Here is an 18,099-nt window from a genome sequence, read left to right on the forward strand (position 1 = left end):
TTTGTAGTAAGGTGATGAGTATGGCGAAAAAGAGAAAACGTAAAACAAGAAAAAAACAAAATAAACAGCTAAAACTGAAATATGAACTAAATGGGTTAGTCTGTATTGCCATAGCGATCATTGCCATTTTACAGCTAGGTGTAGTTGGACAAACCTTTGTACATCTATTCCGATTCTTTGCAGGTGAATGGTTTATTCTCTGCCTTATCGGATTATTTCTTTTTGGTGTGACGATCTTTTGGAAAAAACAAATTCCTGATTTACTGACAAGAAGAAAAGCAGGTTTATACTGCATCATTGCGAGTATCTTGCTTTTGTCACATGTGAAGCTTTTTCAGCATCTTTCAGCTGCAGGCGTGATAGGCTCTCAAAGTGTGATCAGAAATACGTTTGAGTTATTCTTAATGGATATGAAAGGTGAGACAGGCTCGCCCGATTTAGGAGGCGGTATGATCGGTGCTGTATTATTTGCGGCCTCCTATTTCTTGTTTGCACAAGCAGGGTCGCAAATCATGGCCATTGTGCTAATGCTGATTGGAATTGTGCTGATCACAAACCGGTCACTGCAAGAAATGGTCAAAAAAGTGACGCTGCCTGTATCACAATTTTTGGTGAAGCAGTGGAAAGCATTTATTGAAGATATGAAAGGCATAAGGCAGGCGAAAAAGAATGCACCTGCGCAGAAAACAAGTGAAAAGAAAAAACGTTCACGCTTGCAAGAAGAGGCCGAAGAAGATCATGATCATATCTTGATCGAGGAAGAAGAGCAGGCTTCTGATAATCGTCAGCCGATTATCTCAAGTTTTGCTGATCGAGATGACATGCTCACATCGCCGGTTCAAAAAGATCAGCCGGTCAAAGAGCCAGATCCTCTTCAAGAAACTGTACAAGGCACTCCGTCTCCTGATACGGGGGATGAACCGAAAGAAGCTCCGCCTATGACGTTCACGGAGCTTGAAAATAAGGATTATGAGCTGCCATCGCTTGATATTTTAGCTGAGCCGCAGCATTCAGGTCAGCAAACAGATAAGAAGAATATTTATGAAAATGCAAGAAAGCTTGAAAAGACCTTCCAAAGCTTTGGTGTAAAAGCAAAAGTGACACAAGTTCATTTAGGGCCGGCCGTCACAAAATATGAAGTATACCCTGATGTCGGCGTGAAGGTAAGTAAGATCGTCAACTTGAGTGATGATTTAGCCCTTGCATTAGCTGCAAAAGACATTCGAATTGAAGCGCCGATTCCTGGTAAATCCGCCATCGGAATTGAAGTTCCCAACGCAGAAATTGCAATGGTTTCTTTAAAAGAGGTTTTAGAATCGAAACAAAATGACCGCCCAAATGCCAAACTGCTCATCGGACTGGGCCGAAATATTTCTGGTGAAGCTGTGCTGGCTGAAATGAACAAAATGCCGCATTTACTTGTGGCTGGCTCGACAGGAAGCGGAAAGAGCGTATGTATCAATGGCATTATCACAAGCATTCTCATGAGAGCAAAACCTCATGAAGTGAAGATGATGATGATTGACCCGAAAATGGTTGAATTAAATGTTTATAATGGCATCCCGCATCTGTTGGCTCCAGTTGTGACTGATCCTAAGAAAGCCTCACAGGCACTTAAAAAAGTGGTTAGTGAAATGGAGCGCCGTTATGAATTGTTTTCTCATACGGGCACAAGAAATATTGAAGGGTACAATGATTACATTAAACGAATGAATCAATCAGAAGAGGCGAAGCAGCCAGAACTACCTTATATTGTCGTCATTGTAGACGAGCTTGCTGATTTAATGATGGTTGCTTCCTCTGATGTAGAAGATTCCATTACAAGGCTTTCTCAAATGGCACGTGCTGCGGGGATTCATTTAATTATTGCTACACAAAGGCCTTCGGTTGATGTCATTACAGGTGTCATTAAAGCAAATATCCCTTCCCGCATTGCATTTAGCGTATCGTCACAAACCGATTCAAGGACCATTCTTGATATGGGAGGCGCAGAAAAATTGCTGGGCAGAGGGGATATGTTGTTCTTACCTGTCGGTGCGAACAAACCAGTTCGTGTACAAGGCGCCTTTTTATCAGATGAAGAAGTGGAACATGTCGTTGATCATGTCATCACGCAGCAAAAAGCACAATATCAAGAAGAAATGATCCCGAGTGAAGAAACGCAAGATCAGCTTGGGGCTGTGGACGACGACTTATATGATGAAGCAGTTGAACTGATCATTGGCATGCAGACGGCCTCTGTTTCTATGCTGCAAAGGAGGTTCCGCATCGGTTATACCCGTGCCGCACGTCTTATTGACGCAATGGAAGAGCGCGGGGTTGTCGGACCATATGAAGGCAGTAAACCGAGAGAAGTCCTCCTCTCAAAAGAACAACATGACGAGCTCTCTTCATAATTCGAAGAGAGCTTTCCTAACATGAAGTTAACGATATATTGATTATGTTAACTGGATGTCAGACTATTTATTTATTTGCAAAAACGTGATATAGTTATGTTCATCTTATCTCGGAATAGAGATTTCTCATCTTATCATTTGCATTGATTAGACGGAGGGAAAACATGTCGACCAAAACAGACAATCGCCATTTATATTTGAAAGTGATTGACCGTATTAAAGAAGATATTCAAACAGGTGTATATGCCGAAAAAGAAAAGCTGCCTTCTGAGTTTGAGCTCTCAAAGCTTTTAGGCGTGAGCAGAGCGACCCTTCGTGAAGCCCTTCGTATATTAGAAGAAGAGAAGTATTTAATTAGAAGGCATGGTGTGGGAACTTTCGTCAACTCAAGACCGCTTTTTTCTACTGGCATTGAACAGCTGACAAGTGTCACAAAAATGATTGAACAGGTCAATATGACGCCAGGTACCATCTTTTTGTCCTCACAAGAAGGAGAGCCGACAGAGAATGATGTCATTCGTTTTCAGTGTGATGAATCCGAGAAGGTTTTTTCAATGGAACGCGTTCGAACAGCAGATGGACAGCCAGTCGTCTATTGTTTAGATAAAATTCCGGTCAAACATCTTCCCGCTTCTTTTACTCATGAGGAAGAATCGCTTTTTGAGCTGTTTGGCAGAGAACCGCACAGCGGAATTAAATATGCAGTGGCAGACATCGAACCGATTGGTTATCACGATCAGGTTTCACCGATACTAGAATGTGACCCAGAAACAGCCTTACTATTACTGAAACAAATGCACTATGATCAAGATGATCAGCCGGTCTTATACTCGCTCAATTATTTTCGAGCGGATAAATTCAGCTTCCATGTCATACGTAAACGATTTTAACAAAGCAGTCGCTTCCATAGGCGGTTGCTTTTTGTTTGCCCATACATAAAACCCGTGAAACATGCCACACTAATACGTAACAGTATATAGAATTGGGTGAATGATGTTGGGCGAGAAAACAGTCAGTAAAAAGAATATTATTGCATTATCATCAGTGCCTCTAATCATGACACTTGGGAACTCGATGCTAATACCCGTATTACCAGAGATAGAAAAGAAACTCTCGATCACTTCCTTTCAAGTGTCACTCATTATTACGGTATACTCCGTAGTGGCGATTTTGTGTATTCCGATTGCCGGTTATTTATCTGACCGAATTGGGCGGAAAAAGGTACTTTTGCCGTGTCTTTTAATCGCAGGACTTGGAGGAGCTGTGGCAGCTGTTGCCTCAACCATCATGAAAGAACCCTATATGTGGATTCTATTTGGCAGGGTCCTTCAAGGAGTTGGCTCAGCCGGGGCAGCACCTGTCGTCATGCCGTTTATTGGCGATTTGTTTCACGATGATGAAGAGGTAAGTGCGGGACTTGGAGCAATTGAAACTTCTAATACAGCTGGAAAGGTACTAAGTCCTATTATTGGGGCACTTCTCGCTTCTTGGTTTTGGTTTGTACCGTTTTGGTTCATTCCATTCTTTTCAATCATCAGCTTTGTGATGGTACTGTTTATGGTTGAATCCGCAAAGAAAGAGGAAGATCCGCCTACATTTAAAGAGTTTTTAAAATCAACAAAGACGATTTTTAAGCATGAAGGACGCTGGCTTTATGCCATTTTTGCTATTGGCGGTTTTATTATGTTTCTTCTTTTTGGCGTGCTCTTTTATTTATCAGATAACCTAGAGGCGGCGTATCAAATAACGGGTGTCAAAAAAGGCTTGCTGCTAAGCATCCCGCTCCTTTTTTTATCAATCAGCTCGTACATTGCAGGGAAAACAATCGGAAAAGAAAAGGGGAAAATGAGGATATTTCTCATCGTTGGTATGGCTCTTTTATCACTTTCGTATATATTTTTATGGTGGAATCACAGTTTTTACGTGTTGTTTGTCTGCTTAAGTATTGGCGGCGTAGGGATCGGCATTGTGCTTCCAGCACTTGATGCGTTGATAACAGAAGGTATTGAAAAAGAGCAGTGCGGAACCATTACGTCATTTTATAGCAGCATGCGGTTTATCGGTGTTGCTTTAGGACCTCCAATTTACGCATTTCTTATGGATAAAGGAGACTCCATCGTTTTTATTCTATCGACCATATGTAGTCTCATTTCATTATTTTTGGTCCTCTTTTTCATCCAGCCAGATGAAAAGGATGAAAGTGAACAATTGAAAACGGTTTAAACATAGAAAAAAGACGGTATTTTGCCATCTTTTTTCTTTTTTATAAATTGACATGTAAAATTTTGATAGTTAAACTAATGTATAGTAATATCTTTTAAATTATCCCAAATAGGAGGTGTTCAAAAACATTCATTTTCTGTCTTTGTTTAAGGCAGAAATTGAGCTCGTGGCTGATGATGGATATGCGTTTCTTCAACACGAAAGGACAATTGAATAGGTCATCCTGCCATTAGCACGTTGATGGAGACGAAGTCAGCACTTCAGACACGCTCAAAAACAGCAAATTGATTGATGAACTAGAAGGAGCTTGAAGCAGCTATGTTGCAAATAATTAAAGCAAGATGGATTGTATTAATGGTGTGGATGATAACAGCTGTGATTCTGTTTATTACTGCGCCCAATTTAGAGGAATTAACAAGAGAAAAAGGGCAGTTAAAGGTTCCAGAGGGGACACCAACAGCTGAGGCACTTCACTTATTGGATAAGCTTTCAGATCATAATGGGAAAAAAGATACTGGTGTGATTGTATTCTCCGAACAACATTTGTTCCCTGCGAAAGAGCAGGAATTAAAAAAGGCTTTAGCTGCACTCATGACACATGCCCCAGAACTCCACATTGACGGAATTACTTCGTATTTTCATGTAGATCGTGACATTCAAAAACAACTTTTATCAAAGGATAAAAGTACACTTCTTGTTCCATTCAAATTCGACCACTACGAAACAAAAGCTGTGAAGGTTAAAGAACGAATTGAGGAAGTTTTAAAGCCCTACAACGTTTCATATGAAATGACAGGTCAAAAATTTGTGGACTCAGATGTCATTAAAAGCTCTCAACAAGGTCTGAAGAAAACTGAACTTATCACGATGATTTTTATTTTCTTTATTTTAATAATTGTATTCAGATCGATACTGGCACCTGTTGTCCCGCTTATTACGATTGGCATTTCTTATGCTGTCAGCCGGTGTATTGTGGCTTTTCTCGTAGAATATACACCATTTCCTCTGTCTAATTTCACTCAGATTTTTATGGTAGCTATTATGTTCGGTATAGGAACGGATTATTGTATATTACTTTTAAGCCGTTTTAAAGAGGAGATTGGTCAGGGGCGTGATGTCAAAGAATCGATTATCATCACGTATCAATGTGCAGGGAAAACAGTCTTTTTCAGCGGTTTAGCTGTGTTAGTCGGCTTCTCAAGTATTGGTTTCGCAAAATTCCAGTTGTACCAATCAGCCGTCAGCGTTGCCGTAGGCGTTGGCATCCTGCTCATTGCACTTGTCACAATCGTTCCCTTTTTTATGTCGGTTTTCGGAAAATCCCTTTTTTGGCCGTCTAAAAGAGAAAACATTCGTCATCCACAAAGTAAGATATGGGAATGGGCTGGGCGCTTTTCATTTAAAAGACCGCTCATCAGCTTAGGTGTAGTTGCACTCATCACTGTTCCTCCGATTCTGATGTATGACGGCACTCTTTCTTATAATAGTTTAAATGAGATTGGAACAAAGTATGAGTCAGTGTCTGCATTTAATACGATATCTGAGCAATTTGGCTTTGGCGAAGCGCTGCCGCTGAATGTGCTTGTCGAAAGTGACAACGAGCTCGATAATCAAGAAAAAATTGTCATGATTGAAAAACTGACCCGTAAGTTAAATGACATTGAGGAAGTAAAAGCGGTTCGCAGTGTCACTCGCCCGGTTGGAGATGGGTTAAGTCAGCTCTACGTTACCTCTCAAGCGAAAGAGCTGGGAGGAGAGCTTGGGAAAGGTCATGAGGGCATCGGGAAAATTACAGATGGCTTGACCGAAACAAACTTAGCACTTCTCAAACAAAAACCAAAAATTGAAGAATCCGCTAAAGGGATTGATCAGTTGATTGATGGGACAAAAGCCATCAAAGGCGGGATCGGAGAAGTGAGGAAATCACTCATTTCTTTAGAGGATGGTGTTAGGCGCAGTAAAGAGGGCGTAGGAACCATTCGCACTGAAATCAAACAAGCGAAAAAAGAATTAGAGCAAGAATATCGCAGAAGTGAAACCATGATTCAAGACCTTGAACGAGTCGTAAGCACACTGGAAGGTCACGCAACATCAAATGAGCAACTGATGACAACGATTAAGAAAGTGAAACAATCCTATGAAAACGTATCATTTGAAGGACTTGAAAACCGGCTTCCAGAAATCAAAGATATGAATGAATATAAAGAAATCAAAAAAGTATTCAAAGACACAAAAGGAATGCTCGATCAAGCTGGAGAGCAAATGAGCGTCTATGAAGAGGAAGCATCTGCCTTTAAACAAAAGATCAAGAAAGCAGATCAAGTCATTCAAACGTTCTCAAGCAAGCAAAAAGAAATCAAACAACAAGTAAAGGCGCTGATGACAGGTCTAGATCAAATTTATGATGGTCTTGATGAAACGAATAAAGGACAAAAACAGCTCATCAAAGAAATGCCTAAAATTGAAGATGGTGCAGATCAACTGACTGATGGCCAAAAAGCCGTGAAAAAAGGGTTTAACCAGCTATCATCTAAACTCTCACTATTAACAGATGGATTAGATGAAAGTATTTCCGGACTTGAGCAAGTAAAAAGCGGCTTTACCGAGGCGGACAGCTACTTAAAACAGCTTCAGGAAGCACCAGATGAAGAAGTAACGGGCTGGTTTATACCAGAAGAAGTACTGAAACGCCATGAGTTTAAGAAAATATTTAATACGTATATGTCCCCAGATCGTAAATTAACAACCTTTGAAGTGATATTAAACGTAAATCCATACAGCAATGAAGCAATGAAAGGTGTTGCAAAAATCGAGGAAACCCTTGATCAATACTTACCTGTAAGTGGTTTGAAAAATGCCAAATACGGTGTATCTGGTATCTCCAGTTTAAATGTTGACTTAAAAGAAACGTCAGACGGTGACTTTATCAGAACGGTTATTTTCATGTTAATTGGTATCTTTATTATTTTAGTTATATTATTAAGGTCAATCGTCATGCCGATATACTTAACACTGTCACTCATATTAACGTATTTTACATCCATTGGCTTAACAGAATGGATTTTCAAAACATTCTTTGGCTACGATGGTGTTAGCTGGGCTGTTCCATTTTTCAGCTTTGTTATCCTTGTGACCCTCGGCATTGATTATTCGATCTTCCTCATGGATCGTTTTAATGAATGGAAGGGAGAGCATGTTCAAGCATCCATGATATCAGCGATGAGAAATATGGGGTCGGTCATTATTTCAGCAGTTGCTATTTTAGCGGGTACTTTTGCTGCGATGCTGCCCTCGGGTGTATTATCATTAGTTGAAATTGCAACGGTCGTACTCATTGGACTTTTATTATATGCTTTTGTTGTTCTACCACTCTTTATCCCGGTCATGGTTCGCATCTTTGGAAAATGGAATTGGTGGCCGTTTAGAATGAAATAACAACCTGCGTCTCTGCTTTTAGCAGAGGCGTTTTTATTTCCTATCCTTTCCTCTGATTGATATAATGACTATTAAATGGCTGTTTCACGTATATATCAGCTATGTTCTAATACATAATAAATAGGATGAACAAAGGAGGTTTCTCATGACGTACTTACAAGAGAAGACATTTGATACACCTGGTCTTAATACTCATATTGTCAAAACAGAAAAATTTAAAACCGTGACGATCCTTTTTAAAATGCTTGCGCCTTTATCCAAAGATGACGTCACCATGCGTTCTCTTTTCCCGCATGTGCTTTTAAGAGGAACAGAAAAAATGCCGAAAACGGGAGAGCTTCGTGCTTATTTCGACGAGCTCTATGGGGCGACCGTTTCCGCAGACATGGCGAAAAAAGGTGAAAATCACATCATTACGTTCCGTCTAGAAATGGCGAATGAAAAATATTTAAAGGATCAAACCCCTTTACTAGAAAAAGGGATTGCCTTACTTTCTGAACTATTATTTTACCCGTACGTGGAAAACGGGGTATTTCATGAATTGTACGTTGAGCAAGAAAAACGAACATTGAAACAGCGCATTCAAGCCGTTTATGATGACAAAATGCGCTATTCAAACTTAAGACTTGTGCAGGAAATGTGTAAAGGTGAGCCATATGCACTGCACGTCAATGGTGAAATGGAAGACGTCGAAGCGATTACGTCAGAAGCGCTCTTTAAAGCATACGAGCATGCACTTCAGTCAAACCAGCTGGATCTCTATGTTGTGGGAGACGTTGATGAACAAGACATCAATCAAATGGTCTCGCAATACTTTAAAACAAGTGAAAGAGAGCCGGTCAAACAAAATACCGAATCATCAAGATTACAAATAGAGCCAAAAGAAGTCATTGATGAAGAGGACGTAAAACAAGGAAAGCTGAACATTGGCTTTCGCACACATACAACGATAGCAGATGAAGATTATCCGGCGCTGCATTTGTTTAATGGCATATTCGGCGGCTTCTCTCATTCAAAGCTATTTATCAATGTGCGGGAAAAAGCAAGTCTTGCGTACTATGCTGTTTCTAGACTTGAGAGCTTTAAAGGTTTGATGATGGTCATGTCAGGAATTGAAGTCGGCAACTATCAGCAGGCAGTAGACATTATCAAAGAACAATTTGATGCCATGCAAAAAGGCGATTTTTCTGATGAAGCAATTGAACAGACAAAGGCTGTCGTCAAAAATCAGCTGCTCGAAACAATTGATACGTCTTATGGAACAGCGGAATACTTATATCAGCATGCCGTCGTGCCAACAGGGGGGAGCCTCGATTCCTTTTTAGAAGCGTTAGACAGAGTGACAAAAGAGGACATCATCAAAGTGGGTCAAAAAATCGAATGGGATACGACCTATTTTCTTAAAGGAACGGAGGGTGCTTCATGACAGTGAAAACAATTCAATTCGATCAGCTGCAAGAGACGGTATATCACGAAAAAATGGACAGCGGACTAGACGTCTATGTGCTGCCAAAGCAAGGGTTTAACAAAACATATGCAACCTTCACAACAAAATATGGCTCTGTCGACAATGAATTTGTGCCGCTTGGCAAAGAAGACATGATCCGAGTGCCTGATGGAATTGCCCATTTTTTAGAGCATAAGCTGTTTGAAAAAGAAGATGGAGATGTGTTTCATACATTTAGTAAACAGGGAGCAGCCGCAAACGCATTTACAACGTTTACGAGAACAGCTTACTTATTTTCAAGTACGGCCAATGTCGAACAGAATCTTGAAACACTCATTGATTTTGTGCAAGAGCCTTATTTTACTGAAAAAACGGTCGAAAAAGAAAAAGGCATCATTGGTCAAGAAATCAACATGTATGATGACAATCCAGATTGGCGTTTATTCTTTGGTCTGATTGAAAACCTCTATCAAGAGCACCCAGTGAGAATTGATATTGCTGGAACCGTTGAAAGCATTGCGCCTATTACGAAAGACCATTTATATGAATGCTACGAAACGTTCTATCACCCAAGCAATATGCTTCTTTTTGTAGTAGGTCCTGTTGATCCGGCGCAAATTTTAGACCAAGTAAGAGCGAATCAGGCAAAAAAACCATTTACCGATCAGCCGGATATTCAGCGGAAAGAGATCAATGAACCGGATCGTGTATACCGAAAAGAATACGAACTGAAAATGAATGTACAAGGCTCTAAATGTATGTTTGGTTTGAAAACGAAAAACCCGCATAAAAAAGGAAAACAGCTCCTCAAACATGAGCTTGGCATGAATCTTATTTTAGAGACATTGTTTGGTAAAAGTTCTTTGCAATATGAGCGTATGTATGAAAAAGGCTTGATTGATGAGACATTCAGTTACGATTATACGGAAGAAGGCGGTTTTGGCTTCACTTCAGTTGGCGGAGATACAAATGACCCTGATCAACTCGCAGATGAATTAAAAGAAACGCTTCTTCAAGCAAAAAGCCTGATTACAGAAGAAAAGATTGAACTTGCTCGCAAGAAAAAAATTGGCAGCTTTTTAAAAGCGATGAACTCTCCAGAGTACATCGCCAATCAATTCACTCGATACGCATTCTTAGAAATGAGCTTATTTGATGTCGTGCCAGTACTGGAGCAAATCCAATTAACAGATATTCAGGAAATCTTAGACGAAGAAATTGATGAAGAAAGAATGTCCGTTTTCAAAGTCGTGCCGAAAGCAAAATAAATGAAAAAAAGACAAACTCAACGTATAAGAGTTTGTCTTTTTTGTGTCTAACAGAAGAAAGCGCTTTATATGTGAAGATATTGATTGACAATTGTTTTGGGTGTTAGTTAAACTCTTTAATAGTTAAACAGTTAAACTAAAGGAGCAGCATATGGTACAAAATAAAATTGCCCACCTCATCCAGAGATATGCGGACGTCTATCTCATGATGGAGAAAAAAGTATCGAGTATGATCACGGAAAAGCTGGATAAAGAACTGACACTTGATCAGTATTACTCGCTTCGATACATCAATTTACACCCAGGATGTACATCAACAGACCTTGCCAGCGCATGTAATGTCAATAAAAGTGCTGTGACATCCATGACCAATCGTCTTTTTAATAAAGATTATATTTATCGTGAGCATGATCAAGCTGACCGAAGAAACGTTCATCTCTATGTGACGTCCGAAGGAAAAGACGTGGTCAGCCGAATGGAAAAACAGCTTCAGGATCTTGTTCGGTCATATTTAGAAAAATTTGATGAAAAAGAAATAGAATCATTTATTCAAACATATGAAAAGATTTATCAAATTATCATCGAAGAGGAGGCACAACATAGTAATGAGAGCAATCATAAAGGGTAGATGGCTGATCACGATCCTTTGGGTCGTACTAGCGGCTGTATTATTAATCACCGCTCCTAATATGGCGCAATTAACAAAAGAAAAAGGGCAGATTTCTGTTCCTGATGGTTATCCTTCTTCCTATGCCGATCAATTATTAAAGAACATGTCTGAAAATGGGGATACGGAAAAATCGATCGTCATTGTCTTTCAAGGAAAGGATATCGTCAAAGAAAGAGAAGCCTCTTTAAAGAAAGCGATGGAGATTTTAGAAAAGGATCAAGATCTCCATGTTGAAGACATCACTTCTTATTTTGATGCAAACAAAGATATTAAAAAACAGATGCTCTCTAAAGATCAAACAACACTTCTTGTTCCAGTTACATACGACTCGAACAAAATCAAAGCATCCGATTTTAAAGAAAGAGTCAATGAAAAGCTTAAGAGCCTGAACCTGAAATTTGAAATGACAGGGCAGCCGCTAATCGACGATGATGTCATCACAAGCTCACAAGAAGGTCTGAAAAAAACGGAATTCATTACAATAGGATTTATTTTAATTGTTCTTGTGCTTGTCTTTAGATCCGCAGTGGCACCATTCGTTCCTTTAGTGGCCGTGGCGCTTTCCTATTTGGTCAGCCAATCAATTGTGGCTTACCTAGTAAAGTATGTTGATTTTCCGCTCTCGACCTTTACCCAAATTTTTATGGTCGCCATCATGTTTGGGATTGGAACCGACTACTGCATCTTATTGCTAAGCCGGTTTAAAGAAGAACTATCTCACGGAAAAGATAAGATTGAGGCGATTATTACAACATATAAGACGGCAGGTAAAACCGTTTTATTCAGCGGAATTGCTGTCCTCATTGGTTTTACGTGTATCGGTTTAGCCGAATTCCAACTGTATAAATCAGCTGTAGCCGTGGCGGTTGGTGTCGCCGTGTTAATTGTTGCACTGCTCACTGTCGTTCCATTCTTTATGGCGGTTTTAGGAAAAGTGTTATTTTGGCCGATCAAAGGCGATATTGCCCACCCGCAATCGAAAATGTGGGAAACAGCTGGTCGTTTTTCATTTAAGAAACCACTTCTCAGCTTGCTAATCGTTGCAATTATTACCCTTCCAGCGATTCTCATGTATAAAGGAACACTTTCATATAACAACCTAGACGAAATCGGCAATAAATACGAATCCGTCAATGCATTTAATACGATCTCTGACAAATTTGGACCAGGTGAAGCCCTTCCAGCAACCGTTGTCGTGAAATCATCCGATCTTTTAGACAATAACGAAGGTCTGATTGCTGTTGAAAAACTAAGCCGCGCCATTGAACAAACAGATGGCGTGAGTAAAGTGAGAAGTGCCACTCGTCCTGTTGGTAAAGGGCTGAATGATCTGTACGTGAAATCTCAAGCCAAAGAGCTAAATAGCGGGCTTGATAAAAGTAACGAAGGGTTGAAAAAGATCCAAGATGCTCTTACAACCATGAGTAAATCCATCGAGGATCAAACACCACAAATTAAATCATCTGGAAAAGGCATTAACAAATTGATTTCTGGAACCGAATCCGTAAAATCAGGTATTCAAAATGTTGAAAAATCGTTGAGAGAACTGCAAACCTATATCGATCAAAACAAAAAAGGTGTTTCTGAAATTAAAGAAAGAATAAAGGGTGCGAAAAAGGAATTAACAGATCAAGTAGCACAAGTAAATCAGCAAGTAGCACTGTATAAAAGCATTTCCAAAGAATTAAAATCAGCATTGGCACAAGTCGATACGTCATCCTCTGCCGCAGCGGATGTGAAAGCTTTGATCAGTCAAGCGAATAAACAGTTCAGTACACTTGAGCAGCAAATTCCGCAGGTGAAAGAAAACCAATCATATCAAGCCATCAAAGCTTCATATAACGAACTTTCTGCTACTTTGCAAGAAGGCGCTAAACAGGCAGACAGTTATGCAAAACAAGCAAAAGAAGCAAAAAAACAGCTTGAAACAGCAGATGCTTTTATCGCAAATGCCTCAGAACAACAAAAAGTGTTTACAAATCAAATTGATGAGCTGATTGCTGGCTTAGAAGCCATTGAAAACGGGCTAGATCAAACATCTAAAGGCCAAGGGCAGTTAGCTGATAGTATGCCTAAACTTGCAAATGGAGCCGGCGACATCATTAATGGTCAAAAACAAATGAAAGAAAAAATTGGCGGCTTTGGTGACGATCTGACCAAGCTGACGGATGGTCTAAACAAAAGTGTCGACGGCCTTGAGAAAATTTCAAACGGCTTAATGGGTGCAGGAGACTACTTAGATGAACTGAAAAACGCACCAGATCAAGACATGGCCGGTTGGTTTATTCCAAAAGATGTCCTAAAAAATAAAGCTTTCAAGCAAGTGTTCGATTCCTATATGTCGGATGACCGCAAAATGACAAAGATTGACGTCATTTTAGAAGACAATCCATATGGAAACGACGCCATGAAAACAATTAAACAAGTAGAAGCTTCGGTCAAACGTGCACTTCCTGAAACAAACCTAAAAGATGTTTCATTTGGCGTATCTGGTGTATCAAGTATGAACGCTGATTTAAAACAGCTGTCAGACCAAGACTTCAATAAGACGGTTCTTTACATGATGATCGGTATTTTCCTGATACTAGTGATTCTGTTCCGTTCTCTCGTGATGCCGCTTTACTTAGTGGGCTCGCTTATTTTGACATATTTTACAGCAATCGGTATAACCGAATTTATTTTCACCCATTTCTTCGGATATCCGGGCATTAACTGGGCTGTTCCATTCTTTGGATTTGTCATTTTAATGGCATTAGGAGTCGATTATTCAATATTCTTAATGGAACGTTTCAATGAATACAAAACAAAAGACATCCAGTTTGCCATGACCGAATCAATGAAAAATATGGGATCTGTTATTATGTCTGCTGCCATCATTTTGGCAGGAACATTTGCAGCGATGCTGCCATCAGGTGTATTGTCACTCTTACAGATTGCAACACTTGTTCTAACTGGACTTTTATTGTATGCACTCGTTGTGCTACCATTGTTCGTACCGGTGATGGTCAAATTGTTCGGTTCAGCCAATTGGTTCCCATTTAAACGAAAAGAATAAGGATTCCATAAAGAAAGTAGGAACAAAGTATGAGTCGTTGGGCGCTGATTACTGGTGCCAGTGGCGGAATTGGGCAGGCGGCAGCCAAAAAGCTTGCCCAAGAAGGCTGCCATCTGATGCTCCATTATCATCAAAATGAACAAGCGGCTAGTCGTCTTTCCGCTGATCTCAAAGAAACATATCAAGTAGAAACGCACGTCGTTCAAGCTGATTTAGCGAAAACAGGCGGAGCAGCAGAGCTTGTCAGCCGCCTGCCGCTTGATCCAGATATTCTTGTTTTAAATAGCGGAAAGAGTCATGTTGGTTTAGTGACAGATACTGAAAAAGAAGTTCTAGCCAGCATGGTGCAGCTTCATGTGACAAGTCCATATGAGCTTACCCAATCTATTTTGCCTGCCATGATTCAAAAAAAGTCAGGTCATATTATTGCGGTTAGCTCAATATGGGGGGAAACGGGTGCCTCGTGTGAAGTACTGTACAGTATGGTCAAGGGTGCTCAAAATGCCTTCATTAAAGGGCTTGCCAAAGAGCTTGCCCCAAGTGGAATTAGAGCAAATGCAGTCTCACCAGGTGCGGTTCAGACTGATATGATGAAAAGCTTCACACAAGAAGACCTTGCGATGATGGAAGAGGAGATTCCGCTCGGCCGTCTTGCCGCACCTGAAGAGATAGCCGATGTCATTTGGTTTCTTGCCTCCAAGCAGTCAAGTTATATCACAGGTCAAATTTTATCTGTGAATGGCGGCTGGTACTGTTAAAAAACGTGTATAATTCGTCTCTCCATGACAAAAGCTATGGCTGTAATTCATCTTTTCGAATGGAGGAATCGACATGTCTGTACTTGAGAGCTGGGACCATTGGAAAAACTTTTTAGGTGACCGTTTAAATCATGCACAGGATAAAGGGTTATCAGATGATACCATCAATAACCTTGCGTATGAAATTGGCGGATACCTGGCTAATGAAGTTGAAGCAAAGAATGAGCAAGAAAGAGTACTTTCTGACCTTTGGAGCGTTGCATCAGAAGATGAGCAGCGTGCCATTGCAAACATGATGGTCAAGCTAGTTGAAAATAATAGCTCGCACTAAACAAAAAGAGAGGTCGTTTGTGCCTCTCTTTTTATTTTAAACGTTTAGCAACATTGTGCTTTCTAAAAATGTGAAAATGCTTTATGATAAAGGAAGGTAAAAATTTGCCACAATGAAGGGGGTAATATCATTTGGCAAAGCTCGAATGGTATTTTGAATATGAGATACAGGTGAACCGTCCCGGACTTTTAGGAGACATTTCTTCTTTAATGGGGATGCTTTCAATTAATATTGTGACAATTAATGGTGTTGATGTATCAAGACGCGGCATGCTTCTTCGATGTGACCACACAGATCAAATTAAGCGGCTTGAATCAATTTTAAATACAATGGAAACGATAAAAGTAACGAAACTAAGACAGCCAAAACTTCGTGACCGTTTAGCTGTTCGTCATGGAAGATACATTCAGCGTGATGCGGATGACAAAAAGACGTTCCGTTTTGAAAGGGACGAGCTTGGTCTTCTTGTTGATTTTATGGCTGAATTATTTAAAAAAGAAGGACATAAATTGATTGGAATTCGCGGAATGCCGCGGGTTGGAAAAACAGAATCAATTGTTGCTTCAAGTGTATGTGCCAGTAAGAGATGGCTGTTTGTATCGTCGACTCTTTTGAAACAGACCATTCGCAGTCAGCTGATTGCAGATGAATACAGCCCAGATAACGTCTTTATTATTGATGGGATTGTGTCGACAAGAAGAGGTTCTGAAAAGCACTTACAGCTTTTAAGAGAAATTATGAGACTGCCTGCTACAAAGGTGGTAGAGCATCCAGATATCTTTATTCAAAATTCAGAATATACAATGGATGATTTCGACTACATCATTGAATTGCGTAATAGTGCAGACGAAGAAATTACATACGAGCACGCTGAAGAACCACAAGTGTTTGATCATTCTGGTTTTTCTGGCTTCGATTTTTAATATGGTAATGGTAGGTGTTTGTTTTGACTGAATTGGGAAAACGGCTCGTTGAGGCCAGAGAGGAAAAAGGGATGTCGCTGGAGGATCTGATGGCGGCTACCAAAATCCAAAAGCGCTATTTGCTAGCAATAGAACAAGGAAACTATGATATCATTCCAGGTAAATTTTACGTCAGAGCGTTTATTAAACAATATGCCGAAGCCGTTGGACTGAATCCTGAACAATTGTTCGAAGAGTTTCGTAAAGATGTACCAAGTACGTATAACGATGAAGTGTCTGATAAATTATCAAATATTAAACCGCAAAGAGAGCTGCCAAAGCCTGCCTCAAAGGTACTGGAGCTGCTTCCGACGATTTTAATCATTGGAGGGATCCTTGTGGTGATCGCTATCATTTATGTGATCGTTCAAGCGGTTAATCATGATAGCGGACAGAAAAATAATCAGGCGGCTCCTCAGCAATCAGAATCAAAATACGAAGTGTCTGAGGATTCATCGCTGGCAAAGGATCAAAAGAAAAAGGAAAAAGCTTCGTCAGATGATCAAGAAAAATCATCTGAAAAAGACGATTCCTCAAAGGATTCATCTAAAGACGATGAAGATGTTTCTTTGAAGGCAACGAATACAGAGGGTTCTACGACAACGTATGAAGTATCAGGTGCAGAAGAGATGGAGCTAACCATTTCTGCCTCACAAGCTTCATGGCTTCGTGTGAGAGACGAATCTGGAAAAGTGCTGAAGATGGGTGAATTGAAAGATGGCGAATCGTTTAAAACAGACTTGACTGATCTTTCCCAAGTCGATATCCGCTTAGGAAATGCATCGGGAATCGATATTAAAGTCAATGACGAAACGCTGAAGTACGAATTAGACCCTAAAAACACCATGACACAAAACATTGTGATTGTGAATAAAGGAAAGGAAAAGTCATCTTAAGCAAGTAGATGACTTTTCTTTTGTTCCTACTATTATATACATAAAAAAATGCTTTATTGGAGGATTGGAATTCATGTTTAACTTACCGAATAAAATTACTCTTTCTAGGATCGCCTTGATTCCTGTGTTTATGTTGATTATGCTTGCTCCATTAGATTGGGGTGTTGCGCGCTTTGGTGACGTCAGTATCGAAGTCACTCACCTTGTTGGAGCGATCCTGTTTATTGTCGCTTCGACAACCGACTGGATTGATGGTTACTATGCACGTAAGCTCAATTTAGTCACAAACTTTGGTAAATTTTTAGATCCGCTTGCAGATAAATTGCTTGTTTCAGCGGCTTTAATTATACTTGTTCAATACAACCTCACACCGGCATGGATGGCAATTGTGATCATTAGCCGTGAATTTGCTGTAACAGGCCTAAGGCTTGTCTTAGCTGGAGGCGGTGAAGTGGTCGCAGCCAATATGCTTGGAAAAGTGAAGACGTGGGCGCAAATCATTGCGATTTCGGCACTTCTTTTGCATAACCTGCCGTTTGAACTTGTATCATTCCCATTTGGTGATCTTGCCATGTGGGTAGCGGTGTTCTTCACTGTTGTCTCAGGCTGGGATTACTTTGCGAAAAACTGGGAAGCCTTAAAGAATTCTAACTAAAAA

The 18,099-nt window shown here is 40.2% G+C and carries 13 protein-coding genes; all 13 read left to right on the plus strand.

Features of this window, described 5'->3' with window-relative positions; all coding sequences use genetic code 11:
* Positions 1-20 precede the first annotated feature (20 nt).
* Positions 21-2,396, plus strand: a complete 2,376-nt coding sequence (locus tag MHI41_RS08390; protein WP_249670168.1) for a DNA translocase FtsK — start codon at positions 21-23, stop codon at positions 2,394-2,396.
* 164 nt (positions 2,397-2,560) lie between these two features.
* Positions 2,561-3,286, plus strand: a complete 726-nt coding sequence (locus MHI41_RS08395; RefSeq protein ID WP_008344706.1) for a GntR family transcriptional regulator — start codon at positions 2,561-2,563, stop codon at positions 3,284-3,286.
* Positions 3,287-3,389: 103 nt separating this feature from the next.
* Positions 3,390-4,619 (plus strand): MFS transporter, encoded by a 1,230-nt coding sequence (locus MHI41_RS08400; RefSeq protein ID WP_172793306.1) that lies wholly within the window; start codon positions 3,390-3,392, stop codon positions 4,617-4,619.
* 318 nt (positions 4,620-4,937) lie between these two features.
* Entirely contained in the window at positions 4,938-8,054 is a 3,117-nt protein-coding gene (locus tag MHI41_RS08405) for an MMPL family transporter (protein ID WP_342494703.1), read from the plus strand.
* A 145-nt stretch (positions 8,055-8,199) separates the two neighbouring features.
* Complete coding sequence (locus MHI41_RS08410) at positions 8,200-9,480, plus strand: pitrilysin family protein (protein ID WP_342494704.1); 1,281 nt, start codon at positions 8,200-8,202, stop codon at positions 9,478-9,480.
* A complete protein-coding gene (locus tag MHI41_RS08415; protein WP_017359055.1) occupies positions 9,477-10,769 on the plus strand; it encodes a pitrilysin family protein in 1,293 nt (430 codons plus the stop codon). The genes MHI41_RS08410 and MHI41_RS08415 overlap by 4 nt, the downstream gene beginning before the upstream one ends.
* A gap of 151 nt (positions 10,770-10,920) precedes the next feature.
* Positions 10,921-11,397: a MarR family transcriptional regulator gene (locus tag MHI41_RS08420; RefSeq protein WP_342494705.1), complete on the plus strand. Its 477-nt coding sequence runs from the start codon at positions 10,921-10,923 to the stop codon at positions 11,395-11,397.
* Complete coding sequence (locus tag MHI41_RS08425) at positions 11,375-14,494, plus strand: MMPL family transporter (RefSeq protein WP_342494706.1); 3,120 nt, start codon at positions 11,375-11,377, stop codon at positions 14,492-14,494. Before MHI41_RS08420 ends, MHI41_RS08425 begins: the two co-directional genes overlap by 23 nt.
* Positions 14,495-14,523: 29 nt before the next feature.
* Positions 14,524-15,252: an SDR family oxidoreductase gene (locus MHI41_RS08430; protein ID WP_342494707.1), complete on the plus strand. Its 729-nt coding sequence runs from the start codon at positions 14,524-14,526 to the stop codon at positions 15,250-15,252.
* Between the two features lie 73 nt (positions 15,253-15,325).
* A complete protein-coding gene (locus MHI41_RS08435) occupies positions 15,326-15,583 on the plus strand; it encodes a DUF3243 domain-containing protein (RefSeq protein ID WP_008344693.1) in 258 nt (85 codons plus the stop codon).
* A gap of 131 nt (positions 15,584-15,714) precedes the next feature.
* A complete protein-coding gene (locus MHI41_RS08440) occupies positions 15,715-16,506 on the plus strand; it encodes a DUF3388 domain-containing protein (protein ID WP_003211480.1) in 792 nt (263 codons plus the stop codon).
* Between the two features lie 23 nt (positions 16,507-16,529).
* On the plus strand, positions 16,530-17,441 hold the full coding sequence (locus tag MHI41_RS08445; protein WP_019744182.1) for a helix-turn-helix domain-containing protein: 912 nt from the start codon (positions 16,530-16,532) through the stop codon (positions 17,439-17,441).
* Positions 17,442-17,514: 73 nt separating this feature from the next.
* A complete protein-coding gene (gene pgsA, locus MHI41_RS08450) occupies positions 17,515-18,096 on the plus strand; it encodes a CDP-diacylglycerol--glycerol-3-phosphate 3-phosphatidyltransferase (RefSeq protein ID WP_008344688.1) in 582 nt (193 codons plus the stop codon).
* The last annotated feature ends 3 nt before the right edge of the window (positions 18,097-18,099 follow it).

The sequence above is a fragment of the Bacillus sp. FSL M7-0307 genome (assembly GCF_038627835.1).
GTDB lineage: Bacteria > Bacillota > Bacilli > Bacillales > Bacillaceae > Bacillus > Bacillus altitudinis.

What these genes read in the sequence shown, in the direction of transcription:
- MHI41_RS08400 (WP_172793306.1), top strand. Translation starts at nt 3,390, where the DNA reads ATGTTGGGCGAGAAAACAGTCAGTAAAAAGAATATTATTGCATTATCA.
- MHI41_RS08435 (WP_008344693.1), top strand. Translation starts at nt 15,326, where the DNA reads ATGTCTGTACTTGAGAGCTGGGACCATTGGAAAAACTTTTTAGGTGAC.
- MHI41_RS08405 (WP_342494703.1), top strand. Translation starts at nt 4,938, where the DNA reads ATGTTGCAAATAATTAAAGCAAGATGGATTGTATTAATGGTGTGGATG.
- MHI41_RS08410 (WP_342494704.1), top strand. Translation starts at nt 8,200, where the DNA reads ATGACGTACTTACAAGAGAAGACATTTGATACACCTGGTCTTAATACT.
- MHI41_RS08395 (WP_008344706.1), top strand. Translation starts at nt 2,561, where the DNA reads ATGTCGACCAAAACAGACAATCGCCATTTATATTTGAAAGTGATTGAC.
- MHI41_RS08425 (WP_342494706.1), top strand. Translation starts at nt 11,375, where the DNA reads ATGAGAGCAATCATAAAGGGTAGATGGCTGATCACGATCCTTTGGGTC.
- MHI41_RS08430 (WP_342494707.1), top strand. Translation starts at nt 14,524, where the DNA reads ATGAGTCGTTGGGCGCTGATTACTGGTGCCAGTGGCGGAATTGGGCAG.
- MHI41_RS08390 (WP_249670168.1), top strand. Translation starts at nt 21, where the DNA reads ATGGCGAAAAAGAGAAAACGTAAAACAAGAAAAAAACAAAATAAACAG.
- MHI41_RS08420 (WP_342494705.1), top strand. Translation starts at nt 10,921, where the DNA reads ATGGTACAAAATAAAATTGCCCACCTCATCCAGAGATATGCGGACGTC.
- pgsA (WP_008344688.1), top strand. Translation starts at nt 17,515, where the DNA reads ATGTTTAACTTACCGAATAAAATTACTCTTTCTAGGATCGCCTTGATT.
- MHI41_RS08415 (WP_017359055.1), top strand. Translation starts at nt 9,477, where the DNA reads ATGACAGTGAAAACAATTCAATTCGATCAGCTGCAAGAGACGGTATAT.